11 protein-coding genes, 1 tRNA gene and 1 riboswitch are annotated in these 12111 nt (G+C 58.5%); of the genes, 7 read left to right on the top strand and 5 right to left on the bottom strand.

The genetic code is table 11. The features are described from left to right. Window positions 1-71: 71 nt before the first annotated feature. Window positions 72-257 carry a hypothetical protein gene (locus RGCCGE502_RS02705; protein ID WP_016552630.1) on the bottom strand — a complete coding sequence of 62 codons (186 nt, stop codon included), beginning with the start codon at window positions 255-257 and terminating at the stop codon, window positions 72-74. Window positions 258-561: 304 nt separating this feature from the next. On the opposite strand from RGCCGE502_RS02705, the gene RGCCGE502_RS02700 reads away from it, so the two are divergent. Both RGCCGE502_RS02700 and RGCCGE502_RS02695 read left to right on the top strand, forming a co-directional pair. Continuing rightward, window positions 562-1380: a glycosyltransferase family 2 protein gene (locus RGCCGE502_RS02700; RefSeq protein ID WP_016552629.1), complete on the top strand. Its 819-nt coding sequence runs from the start codon at window positions 562-564 to the stop codon at window positions 1378-1380. A gap of 18 nt (window positions 1381-1398) precedes the next feature. Next, complete coding sequence (locus tag RGCCGE502_RS02695) at window positions 1399-2424, top strand: glycosyltransferase family 2 protein (protein WP_016552628.1); 1026 nt, start codon at window positions 1399-1401, stop codon at window positions 2422-2424. A 41-nt stretch (window positions 2425-2465) separates the two neighbouring features. Here RGCCGE502_RS02695 and RGCCGE502_RS02690 read toward each other — a convergent pair whose 3' ends face one another. Both RGCCGE502_RS02690 and RGCCGE502_RS02685 read right to left on the bottom strand, forming a co-directional pair. Continuing rightward, the gene (locus RGCCGE502_RS02690; protein ID WP_016552627.1) at window positions 2466-2672 is read right to left on the bottom strand and encodes a CsbD family protein; all 207 of its coding nucleotides are present in this window, start codon (window positions 2670-2672) and stop codon (window positions 2466-2468) included. A 132-nt stretch (window positions 2673-2804) separates the two neighbouring features. Further along, window positions 2805-2878, bottom strand: a tRNA-Gly gene (locus tag RGCCGE502_RS02685). 261 nt (window positions 2879-3139) lie between these two features. On the opposite strand from RGCCGE502_RS02685, the gene RGCCGE502_RS02680 reads away from it, so the two are divergent. Genes RGCCGE502_RS02680 through RGCCGE502_RS02670 form a run of 3 tightly spaced genes read left to right on the top strand, consistent with a single transcriptional unit; the run spans window position 3140 to window position 8024 of the window. Beyond that, on the top strand, window positions 3140-4525 hold the full coding sequence (locus RGCCGE502_RS02680) for an HlyD family secretion protein (protein WP_016552626.1): 1386 nt from the start codon (window positions 3140-3142) through the stop codon (window positions 4523-4525). Between the two features lie 59 nt (window positions 4526-4584). Then, a complete protein-coding gene (locus tag RGCCGE502_RS02675; RefSeq protein WP_016552625.1) occupies window positions 4585-5871 on the top strand; it encodes a glucosidase family protein in 1287 nt (428 codons plus the stop codon). Continuing rightward, on the top strand, window positions 5856-8024 hold the full coding sequence (locus tag RGCCGE502_RS02670; protein ID WP_016552624.1) for a glycosyltransferase family 2 protein: 2169 nt from the start codon (window positions 5856-5858) through the stop codon (window positions 8022-8024). Before RGCCGE502_RS02675 ends, RGCCGE502_RS02670 begins: the two co-directional genes overlap by 16 nt. Window positions 8025-8042: 18 nt before the next feature. Here the strand turns inward: RGCCGE502_RS02670 and RGCCGE502_RS02665 are convergent, their stop codons facing one another. Next, window positions 8043-9137 carry a 2'-deoxycytidine 5'-triphosphate deaminase gene (locus RGCCGE502_RS02665; RefSeq protein WP_019279632.1) on the bottom strand — a complete coding sequence of 365 codons (1095 nt, stop codon included), beginning with the start codon at window positions 9135-9137 and terminating at the stop codon, window positions 8043-8045. 72 nt (window positions 9138-9209) lie between these two features. After that, a riboswitch (SAM riboswitch) is annotated at window positions 9210-9288 on the top strand. 45 nt (window positions 9289-9333) lie between these two features. Here RGCCGE502_RS02665 and RGCCGE502_RS02660 point away from each other — a divergent pair. Then, window positions 9334-10518, top strand: a complete 1185-nt coding sequence (locus RGCCGE502_RS02660) for an O-succinylhomoserine sulfhydrylase (RefSeq protein WP_016552622.1) — start codon at window positions 9334-9336, stop codon at window positions 10516-10518. 201 nt (window positions 10519-10719) lie between these two features. Next, complete coding sequence (gene apaG, locus RGCCGE502_RS02655; protein ID WP_016552621.1) at window positions 10720-11112, top strand: Co2+/Mg2+ efflux facilitator ApaG/CorD; 393 nt, start codon at window positions 10720-10722, stop codon at window positions 11110-11112. Here apaG and RGCCGE502_RS02650 read toward each other — a convergent pair whose 3' ends face one another. Beyond that, the gene (locus RGCCGE502_RS02650) at window positions 11113-12108 is read right to left on the bottom strand and encodes an Hsp33 family molecular chaperone (protein ID WP_016552620.1); all 996 of its coding nucleotides are present in this window, start codon (window positions 12106-12108) and stop codon (window positions 11113-11115) included. It abuts the gene before it with no gap. Window positions 12109-12111 lie beyond the last annotated feature (3 nt).

Below are 12111 nucleotides of genomic sequence, written 5' to 3'. Positions count from 1 at the left end.
TTCCGACATCAATGGCCATGGCTTCGCTGCAGGGCGCAAAATTGCGCCGAGAGACGAGCTAAAATGCGAACTCAGGCGAACCCAAGCGGGATCTGCTCGACCTTGCGACCTCGACCGTAGTCACGCTCATAGGAGGCACGGTCGTCTTCGCGGGCTGACGCAAGAACCACCTCCGGGGCATGGTAGCCGTCCGCGTAGGTGCCGGTATCGCCATTGTCCCGGATTTCGCGCTTTGCCGTGAAAATCTTCAAAAGCATGCTGCCACTCCTCCTGATCATGCCGACAACGACCAAGGGGTCGTCTGCGTTCCCGTGATATCGGAGAATAGTTAAAAATTAACTATGTTTATTAGAAGATTGTCAACTACTGCGGTTTGCTGCAGGCCTACGTCTTAGGGACGTCCTTTTGGGCAGATCAAGGCATCTGGCGACGGAATCGTTGCATTTCTGCGCCAAGGAGGTAAATCAGCGGCGGTTTAAAACCAGCAACCTGTCCCTCGCCGGTATCGGCTCTCTTCGTGTCTGTGGTGATGTTATGCCGATAAATGCCAGAGTTGTGGTGATGTTTCCGGTCTTTAACGGTGCCGCGACCTTGCAGGAGAGCCTACAATCCATTGCGGATCAGGATTTCGTTGATTTCCGGGCCATTGTTCTCAACAACTGCTCGACAGATGAGACATTGCAGGTAGCGCAGCGTTTTTGCGAGAAAGACGCCCGCTTTTCGATCGTATCAAACGACGCCCACCTGAGTGCCGAGGCTAATTTCGCCAAGGCCGTAAAGCTCGGCGCTGAAGCCGCAGAGTATTTTTGCCTCAGGGCAGCGGACGACCTTTCATCTCGGGATTTCCTGGGAAAGTTGGTCGAGGCGCTTGACGCGGATGGCACGAAGTTGCTGGCCGCCTGCCCGACAAAGAGCTTCAACGACAAGGGCTTTAAGCTGAAAAGCCCGGCAGTCAACATATTCGATTTCCAGAAGTCATACGCAAGGGGACGCGTCCCACGGAACCTGACATTTCCGTCGGAGTGGATTTACGGCCTGTTCAGGTCGCAGTCAGTCGACATCTTGATGGCGCGCTGGTACGAGCTCGGCAATCCTTGGGGCTTTGCGTCTTATGTCCTCTCGGAATTTGTTGTTCGCGATCTGGTCACCTATGTCTCCGGCCCCACCCTCGATTTCAGGGAAGGATCCGGCTCGCAGCAAAAGTACGGGGCGAAGGGGTTCCGTGACAAGCTTTCGCAGCGACTGACATACACTCTTGGCTGCTACCGTCTCGTCGACAAACTGCCGCCGGTTGGTCTTCTGACAAGAGCGAAGTTTTTCAGGATGTGCTGGAACGATGCACGCCGGAAAACGCGCTATAAGCTGCTTTGGATATTCTAGGAGTTCGGTGTCCAGCTCATGAACTACCCATTCCCCTCTGGCGCGCCGGACCTTGCGCGATCCTTCCTCGATCGTCTCCGGACCGCCTACGAAACGCTTCGTGTAACTCGTCGCGAGAGGCGCAATAGAACCGATGTGACGATTCAGCCACTTCGCGAGATCAAGCCCCTTATGCTGGCCGATGTGCCGCTTGTCTTTGTCACGCATAACGACGTTGCCCTCTTAGGCGCGTTCATCCAACACTATCGCCAACTGGGTGTAACGCGGTTCATCTGTGTGGACGACGTTTCCACCGACGGAACACGCGAGGCTTTGCTGAGCGAGCCGGATGTCGACGTTTGGACGTCGCCAGTACGATTTGGCGAGGCAAGACGCGGCCGAAATTGGCGAGAAAGTCTGTTTTCCAAATATGGTCTCGATCGATGGTATCTAAACGTCGATTCCGATGAATTCCTTGTCTACGACGACTGCTTCAACCAACCGCTGCCGTTGCTTATCCGCAGACTTGAAGCTCAAAATCTCAAGCGAATGGCCGCCCCGATGCTGGATATGTACCCGAACCTGAGCGAAATCGGTTCGGCACCACCTTGGATAGAAAGGCCGTGGCAGTTCTCGCGCTATTTTGACGGCGACAGCTACGTTTCGACGATCAAAAAGCGGGGCGTCAGTGTCAAGGGCGGCCCACGAGGCCGAAAATTTGGAGAGGGCAACGAGCTTATAAAGTACCCGTTGATCTACTGGGATAATGCGTGCCTGTTCGGCAGCAGCCTTCATCAGCCCCTGCCCTACGGCCGCAACTTCCCGTCGATATGGGGCGCTATTCTGCACTTCAAATTCTACACCAATTACAAGGCGAAAATAACGGAAGCGGTGGAGGGCAAGCAGCACTACAATGCATCCGAGCACTATCAGAAAATGATGGATATCCTCGATCGCGAAGGGGAAATCGATTTTAGTTACGATCACTCGATCCGCTATGACGGACCACAACAACTCATAGATCGTGGCTTCATGACGAAGATCGACTTCGTGGCGCTGGATTAGCGACGTGGAAAGCCCGGAGGGTTATCTCCGGGCTGTCGGGGTCAGTGCCAGGTCTGATTGCCGTACCAATCATCGATGTCTCGCCGCGCGCGATCGCGCTCGATGCCGTAGCGCTCCTGAATCTTGCCTTCCAACTGGTCGCGTTTGCCGGCAATCTGATCAAGGTCGTCGTCGGTGAGTTTGCCCCACTGCTCCTTGATCTTGCCCTTCATCTGTTTCCAGTTTCCTTCGACGCGGTTCCAATCCATGGCGCTTTCTCCTTGCGTTGTTGGACTGGAAGTTAACGACGGCGGCGTCGGAGTGTTCCGCAACTTCGCATGTCCGTTTTGGCAGCGCGGCGGGAAACCGTCGGAAGATGCTCGGCTAACTATCGTTGATTTTGGAGCGGGTGAAGGGAATCGAACCCTCGTATTCAGCTTGGGAAGCTGCTGCTCTACCATTGAGCTACACCCGCATTAGAGCGAGACTTTCTACAGATGGCGGTGTCTGTCAAGCCGACAAAAACGAGCCGGCAAGAAGTTGCGGTAATGGATTGCGGCCTCGGCCCACTGCTGCGACTTTAGCGCAACGCCCTGTCACTACCTCCTTTTAATAAGGAAATGTCATTTTACCAAGACTAACCCCAATGTTATAAGCGCCGGCAGAAACAAAACAAAATAACTTTGGAAACGCCCTTCAGTTCATCGAGATCGTGACAACGTCAGGATTGAAGAAAATGAAGGACGCAACTGCTAGCCTTGATCATCGTGATCACAGGATACTTTTGATATCTCGCATACTGGGCTACTCATTTGCCTTTATGCTTGTCTTCATCATCGCAATGGCGATGATCCCCAATCAGTTTTTCATCGTCTCGACGCGCGCCGTCGTCAACGCTCCCGTACAAATGATTGCTTCGCCAATCTATGGCAGGGTCGACAAGATTGCGCTGCAGGTCGGTCAGATCGTCAATCTCGGCGACGTGATGGCGACAGTTTCCAATCCCAACCAGGACCAAACTTCGCTGACGGGACTGAGGCTCGAGAAACTCGACCTGGCGGAGAAGCTCAACAATACGACGAGCGTGGTTGCGGAACGCAACGAGCAACTGGCGAAGGTCAAAGCCCAGATCGCCAGCGTGAAGGACGGTGTGCTCAGCGAGTTATCCGCGGTGATCGACAATGCGAAATCCAACGTCCAGACATACGAGGCACGCCTCAGCGAGCAGGATGCGCTGCTGCAGCGGCAACTGGTCCTCTTGAAAAAGGGCCTCGTCTCCGACGCGAGTATCGAGCCTCAGCGCCAGAAGCGTAATGCGGCCCAATACGAGCTCGACGCCGCGAGGGGCGAACTGCGCCGCAACGAGATCGTCCAATCGCTTGTCAGCCGCGATATCTATACCGGGGGCACGGTTGCCGCCAACCTTCTGACGCTCGAGATGCAGCGGTCGAAGCTCTCCGGCGATATCGCCGAAGACACCATCGAAATCAACCAGATGGCAGAGCGCAAGCAGCAGGTCGAAAACTTCATTGGACGCGAAGAGGGACGCCTTGGCAAGACCGGTGCCGCAGAGGTCGTGGCGGAGCGGCACGGCCAGATTGTCAGCGTGGATGCCTCCTTCGGCGATTTCGTCATGCAGGGGCAACCGGTCGCCAAATCGCTGGATTGCAACGACGCCTTTGCCGCCGCCGTCTATCGAAGCCGCGACGTGACGTCACTTGAGATCGGCATGCCGGCGATGGTCAATTTCCGTAGCCTGGGGGTCAAGCGAAACGCCCACATCTACAAGATCGTTCGATACTTCAATTCGGGGCCTGAGAACCGGTACTTTGCAAAATTCCCGGAAGCCGAGGGCCATGAAGTCTACGTGCTGGTCAAGATGGATGAGCCGGCCGCGGACGAGGCGACGACGGCACAGCGGAGCAACGATAAATTCTTCGGATGCCACGTCGGCGAAGACGTCATCGTCTCACTCGGGGAGACGATGGTTTCGCGGGTCGTCCGCTATTCAAGACTTGCCGTCAACACCGTCTTCTCTTCCGGCAATATCCTCTCCGCCTCGACATTATTCGACAAGACCGTCCGTCCGCGCGCCGCGAGCGCTCAGACCGCAGCCCCATAACACCACGCCGATCTCAACCGTTGTATTGCGAGGCAGGAATGAAGCGTGCGAAGTGGTCAATGCAAACCTTGCCAGTGCTTGCGTTCATCCTGATGGGCACTACCCTTTTCGCCTCGTCCGCAGAGGCTGACGATGAACAACGCAGGCAGTTGGCTTGCTCGCTTTGTGACGGCTTGGCCGCACAAATGAGCGGCGAGCCGGAACAGCCTTTCATCTTTCGCAGCTTCGAGCCTGCGAATGGTGGTTCCGCGCTGCACCCGGCTCTCGAGAATACGGGCTTCACCTACGACAATGCTGTCGCGTTGATGGCGCTCTATGGCTGTCAGCGAAAAAAGGAGGCGCGCCGGGTTGCGGACGCGCTGGTACTCGCGTTGGAGACCGATCGTCACTACCACGACGGACGCCTTCGCAACGCATATCGGTCGGGACCGGTCATCCCAGGCAAGGAGGGGATGCTGCTGCCGGGTTACTGGAATGCGACCAGCAACTCCTGGATCGAAGACGGTTACCAGGTGGGGTCGGCAACGGGCAGCACCGCCTGGGGCGCACTGGCGCTGCTGATGGCTTTTGAGGAAACAGAGCAGCCTGCCTATCTCGATGCCGCCCGCAAAATCATGGATTGGATCCATCGAAGCACGGCAGATCCCCGGAACGCCGGCTACTTCGGCGGCTACTTCGGCCATGAGCCCACGCCCGAGCGGATGACGTGGAAGTCGACCGAGCATAATCTCGACGTCTACGCGGCGGACCGCTGGCTTGCGCGGCTTGACGACGGCGGAGACTGGCAGCACCAAGGCGACAGCGCTCTGCAGTTCCTCGAAGCCATGTGGAACGAGGGCGAAGGGCGCTTCTTTATCGGCAGCGTGCCCGATAGCAATGCTCCGAACATCGAGATGTCCGGCCTCGATGCGGAGCTTTGGCCTCTGATTGCGGTTCCCGATTTCAGGGGCAAGGCCAGTCGCGTGATCGAGTGGACGGAAATCCATCACGGCGTCGACGGAGGCTTCGACTTCAACAGCGACCGAGACGGGATCTGGCTCGAAGGAACGGCGCAGGCAGCTCTCGTGCTTCGCCTTACCGGCCAAGGGGCAAAGGCAAAGCCGTTGTTCAAGACGATCGAAGCTCAGCGGACCCCCGGCAACCTGGTCTACGCGACGGTCAACGAACAGCTGTCCACTGGCCTCCAGGTCGGGCCGAACTCTACGCCAGGCGACTTCAAGTACTACCGTTTGCCGCATATCGGCGCCACAGGCTGGGCCGTCCTTGCCGCGCTTGATCTCAACCCCTTTGTTGGCACCGCGGGCCAGGCGTCCAATGGCAAGGAGTCCCCATGTCCCCAGAAGTAGTCACGCTGTCCGATTCGATGCTGTTTTCGGCGTTGGCCATTGCACTGATACTGGGATGCAGCTGGCTTCTCGACAGCCGCCGTGGCGTCGACCGGATTATTTTCGGTTCGATCCTCGTCGTGATGCTGTCGAACTACCTATATTTTCGCCTCACGAAGACCTTGCCGGACTTCGAATGGAGCGCCTATGCCGTCTGGCCGAGGATTTATTTGTCCTTCGAACTGGTCGTCATCCTCTACACGGTCTTGTCGATCGTCTTCTTTTTCCGGCGAACCGATCATCACGGCGCGGCCGACGCCAGCGAGGCACTGCTGGCAAGACTTGCCCGACAGCCTGCCGTGGATGTTTTCATCTGCACCTACAACGAGGAACTATCGATCCTGGAGCGAACGATCCTTGCCGCCAAGGCGATCGACTACAGCAATTTCACGGTTTGGGTGCTTGACGACGGACGGCGTGATTGGCTGCGGGATTACTGCGCAGAGGTCGACGTCCGCTACCTGAGGCGCGAGGACAATGCCGGCGCCAAGGGCGGCAACATCAACAATGCGATACGACAGACGGCGAAGGAAACCAACGCGCCCTTCATTCTGATCCTCGATGCGGATTTCGCACCGCAGCGTGCAATTCTGAACCGTACGGTGGGCCAGTTCATCAACACGGATGTCGGCCTCATCCAGACCCCGCAGTTTTATTACAACGCCGATCCCGTCCAGCATAATCTCCTGGCCTCGAAAGCCTGGGTGGATGACCAGCGCATCTTCTTCGATGTCATGCAGCCGTCGAAGGACGGCTGGGGGGCGGCGTTCTGTGTCGGGACGTCATGCGTCGTTCGCCGGGACGCCTTGGCTATGATTGGCGGCATGCCCCAGGAAACGGTAACCGAGGATATCCACCTCACCTACCGCCTGCTGCAGAAGGGGCTGAAGACACGCTGGCTGAACGAGCGTCTGAGCGTCGGCCTCTCGGCCGAAAGCCTCTCCGGCTATATTACGCAACGTTGCCGTTGGTGCCTTGGCACTATCCAGGTAGCGCTTCTTCGCGACGGTCCCTTCTTTGGCAAGGGCTTCAGCTTCGTTCAGCGAATGCACTACTTTCACGGCCTGCTTTTCTGGTTCTGCCGCCCGTTCATCCTGCTGCTGATGGCGGCACCGCTGCTCTATTACTTCCTTGGCCTGCCGGCCATCCGCATGGAGCCCGAGGCTTTCTTCCTCTACGCACTGCCGATGGTCGCCGGCATGTGGGCATTCCACGCATGGGTCTCGGGCGGACGCAGCCTGCCGCTCTTTACCGAAGTGTCGCAAATGGTTTCCGCCGTGCCGATCACCATCGCCCTCTTTCATGCGCTCCTGCATCCGTTCGGCCGCCCCTTCAAGGTGACGGCCAAGGGCGAGGATCGCGGACGGGTCGAAGTCATTTATCCGATTGCCGGGACATTTCTCTGCGTCATTGTGCTGACATTTGTCGGGATGCTGAACGGACCGCTGCTTGGAACCTACAATGATCTCGACGGCTTCAGCGTTGCATGGGGCATGGTCGTGATGGTTTACGCCTTCGTGTCACTGCTCGTCTGCATCGAGCTCCCAAGAGAGGCGTTGGACGACATCGAGTTTCCCCTCGAGCGCCAAGGGCATGTCGCCAGCCGCGGCAAATCAGTCCCCTGCACCTTCGACACAATATCGATTCACAAGGCAAGGATGACCATACAGGACGAGGTCGCCTTCGCCGACATGCGGTTGGGTGACCTTCTGATCTTTACGCCTTTCGCCGACTTCGATGTCGCCGGCCAGGTGACCGCCATGGACAGGGGGAGATCAGGCGTATCTGTGTCAATCGTCGGCATCAGGGACCGGCGGGATGCCTGGGAAATCAAAAAAACGCCGGAAGAGGTTCGCCAGAAGATGGTGCAGCGGATCTTCAGCGAAATGCCGGAAGTGATGCCACGGCGCGCTTACCCGCTCGCGGCAGGAAGAGGCCTCTGGAAGCGTATGTTCGCGCGCCCATCGGTCCTTGTCGGCAAGCTGGAACAGCACACCGTCACCGCACGGACACAGCAGCGCTCGCGAAAGCTCTACCGCCCACCCTTTATCAGCCGTCGGACGCCGCTTCTCCAAATCAGCAGCAGGAATGTTGCCCCGCCTCTCGCCGAATAATGGCCGACGCCAGAGTTTTCAGATGCGGAAATGCTTGGAGAGTTTCAGGCCCTGCGCTTGATAGTTGGAGCCGAGGCCGGAGCCATAGAGACTTTCCGGATGCTCCTGCATGTGCTCATAAACGAGGCGACCGACGATCTGGCCGTCTTCGAGGATAAACGGGACCTCGTGGCTGCGAACCTCAAGCACGGCGCGGCTGCCACGACCACCGGCGGGGGCATGGCCGAAGCCAGGATCAAAGAAGCCCGCATAGTGCACACGGAATTCCCCGACCAAGGGATCGAAGGGTGTCATCTCGGCCGCATAGTGCGGTGGCACATGAATGGCTTCGCGCGAAACGAGGATGTAGAACTCGTCCGGATCCAGGATCAGCTCGTTGCGGCCGCGGCTGTAGAGCGGCTCCCAGAAATCGTAGATATCGTGCTGTGCCTTCTTGTCGACATCGACGACCGCGGTGTGGTGCTTGCCGCGATAACCGATCAGGCCGTCCTTGTCGCCGGCGAGATCGATTGACAGCGCAATGCCGCCGCCCGATACGTTCGGCTGCTTGCTGGCAACCAGCGTTTCGGCATCGTGCAGCGCCAGAAGCTCCGGCTCGCCAAGCAGGGAATGGCCAACGCGGAAGCGGACCTGCGACAGGCGCGAACCGCGGCGCACGACGATCGGGAAGGTGCGCGGGCTGATTTCGAGATAGAGCGGACCGGAATAGCCGGCCGGGATCTTGTCGAACTCCTGCGCGTAGTCGGCGATGACACGCGTGAAGATATCCAGCCGTCCCGTCGAGCTCTTCGGATTGGCTGAGGCCGACATGTCGGCCGGCAGGTCGAGGCGCTCCATCAACGGAACGATATAAACGCAGCCTGTCTCAAGCACCGCACCTTCAGAGAGGTCGACGACGTGGAGGCTGAGGCGATCGAGCTTGTCGGACACAAGATGGGATGGGCCCGGCATGAAGCTCGCGCGAACGCGAAAAGCCCTTGCGCCGAGCCTGAGATCGAGGCTTGCCGGCTGGATCTGGTCGTGGTCCAAGTCGCGCTCGCTGATGAGGCGTCCCGCCTCAAAGAGCGCAGCTATCGCGCGATCCGCCAAAATTCCTGTTTCGCGAGCCATCATGCCCCATCCATATTCGGTGGAGACAAAACCAAACTCAAGGAATTGACGCAAGCATAGAACGGCAGTATTGCACTTTTATCCCGTGGTGATTTGGCCGGTCGGCTTGCAGCCACGTTAAACAAGTGGCTAAAAGGACCGGGTGCAAAACCGGTCTGCTTTCGCGGCCGGTTTTTTTGTTGTTTGAAAGTGGTGATTCATGAGCAAGACCTGGCGCCCCGCAACCCAACTCGTTCACGACGGCTCTCTGCGCTCGCAATACGGCGAGACCTCGGAAGCAATCTACCTCACGCAGGGCTTTGTCTATGACAGCGCGGAAGCGGCAGAAGCACGCTTCAAGGGCGAGACGGAGGGCTATATCTACGCCCGCTACGGCAGCCCCACCAACGACATGTTCGAGAAGCGCATGTGCGCGCTCGAAGGCGCCGAGGAAGCCCGCGCTACCGCTTCGGGCATGGCGGCCGTCACTGCCGCGATCCTCTGCCAGCTGAAGGCAGGCGACCACATCGTTGCCGCCCGCGCACTTTTCGGTTCGTGCAGGTGGGTCGTCGAGACACTCGCGCCGAAATACGGCATCGAATGCACGCTCGTTGATGGCCGCTATATCGAGAACTGGGAAAAGGCGATCCGCCCAACCACCAAGGTGTTCTTCCTGGAAAGCCCGACCAACCCGACCCTTGAGGTGATCGACATCGCCGGCGTTGCCAAGCTCGCTAACCAGATCGGCGCCAAGGTCGTGGTCGACAACGTCTTCGCGACCCCGATCTTCCAGAAGCCGCTCGAACTCGGCGCCCATATCGTCGTCTATTCGGCAACCAAGCACATCGACGGCCAGGGCCGCAGCCTCGGCGGCGTCATTCTCTCCGACAAGGAGTGGGTCAGCGAACATCTTCAGGACTACTACCGTCACACCGGCCCTGCCATGTCGCCGTTCACGGCATGGACGCTGCTGAAGGGGCTCGAGACGTTGCCGCTTCGCGTCAAGCAGCAGACCGAGAACGCAGCGAAGATCGCCGACTTCCTGGCCGAGCAGCCGAAGGTCGCAAAGGTCATCTATCCCGGCCGCAAGGATCATCCGCAGGCCGACATCGTCGCCAAGCAGATGAAGGGCGGCTCGACACTGGTCGCCATCGAACTGAAGGGCGGCAAGGAAGCGGCCTTCGCACTGCAGAACGCGCTTGATGTCGTCAAGATCTCCAACAATCTCGGTGACGCCAAGAGCCTGATCACGCATCCCGCGACGACGACGCACAAGAACCTGACGGACGAAGCACGGGCGGAGCTCGGCATTTCCGGCGGCACCGTTCGTCTGTCTGCAGGCATCGAGGACACGGACGATCTGATCGAGGATTTCGCCCAGGCTCTCGCAAAAGTAAACGCCTGATTGGTATGGCTGCCGGCCGGATTGAAGCAAATTCGGCCGACAGCCATACGCCCTTTGTCGCAAGCAAGACCGCCGAAAATCGGCCTTAATACGCGAAACTTCTTGCCATTACAGGCATTTCGGACGTGATCGACTATCGGTTTATTGACGGATCGGTCGCTGTATAAGATACCGGTAACGTATATTGACTATGGTGTAGGTATGTACCGCGCCCTTACACGAGACATTGAAGTTGTCGTCGAGCCTTTTTATCTGGAGGAGCAATCCGATCCGGAGGACGACCGCTATGTCTGGGGCTACAGGATCGTCATCAGCAACAATTCCGACAAAACCGTGCGATTGGTGAACCGATACTGGAACATCACCGATCAGAACGGCATCGTCGATGAGGTCACCGGGGCCGGTGTCGTCGGCGAGCAGCCGCGACTTTCTCCGGGCGATACCTATGAATATTCCTCGGGTTGCCCGCTGGATACGCCATCAGGGCTGATGTTCGGCCACTACCAGATGGAAACCGACGAAGGCGAGCTTTTCAATGTCGAAATTCCCGCCTTCTCCCTGGATTCGCCAGGCCTTCTCAGGGTCCTGAACTGATCACTCGGCAGCTTGCGCCACCTCTTCCACCTCGAAGCGATAGGTGGTGGAGCAGAATTCGCAGGTGACAGAGATCTTGCCGTCTTCCTGACTGGCATCGATTTCTTCGCTCGAGAACCCCTTTAGCACGCCCTTGATCTTCTCACGCGAACAGCTGCAACGATCGAAGACCTCGCGCGGCTCGTAGACGCGAACGCCGCGCTCGTGAAACAGTCGGTATAGCAGCCGCTCGGTGCCGACCTGCGGATCGGTCAACTCGTCGGCATCGATCGTATCGACGAGCGAGCGCGCTTCCGTCCAGGCATCGTCTTCCTTGTGGGTGCTGCCGGTCGTGTCGCCGTCTCCCCCATGCAGGTCCGGCTGACGCATGCGCTCCGGTGCTTCTGGCAGAAACTGGGCAACGAGCCCCCCGGCCCGCCAGCGGTGACGCGGCTTGCCGGCTTCATCACGATCGAAGAGTTCGGCCGCGGCCAGACGCACTTGCGTCGGGATCTGCTCCGACTGGCGGAAATAGGTGCCGGCAATCTCTTCGAGGGTCGCACCGTCGAGCGCAACGATGCCCTGATAGGGCTGGCTGAACTTGCCCTGATCGATCGTAAAGGCCAGCATGCCCTTGCCGAGCAGCTGTTCAGGTTCGATCTGGCCGGCGGCAATCGCCTTGTCGAGGAGGCTCTGGTTGAACCGTGCGTAGGCACGCACGTTCTCAGGCGTCGAGAAATCGCAAACAAGCAGGTCCACGGGGCCGTCGCCCTTGGTCTGGACCGTGAACTTGCCTTCGAATTTCAGCGACGTGCCGAGCAGCACCGTTAAGACGACGACTTCGGCAAGAAGCCTTGCGACGGGCGCGGGATAGCGGTGGCGCTCGAGGATCGCGTCCAGCATCGGGCCGAGCTGGACGGCGCGACCGCGCACATCCAGGCCCTCGACCTGAAAAGGAACGACATGATCATCACCGGCGAAATTGAATTCGCCGAGGGCGGCTGCAGGTTCTGCCATGGT

The sequence above is a fragment of the Rhizobium grahamii CCGE 502 genome (genome assembly GCF_000298315.2).
Taxonomy (GTDB): Bacteria; Pseudomonadota; Alphaproteobacteria; order Rhizobiales; family Rhizobiaceae; genus Rhizobium; species Rhizobium grahamii.
The sequence above is the reverse complement of the archived record's forward strand: the minus strand, read 5'-3'. Positions and strand labels throughout refer to the sequence as shown.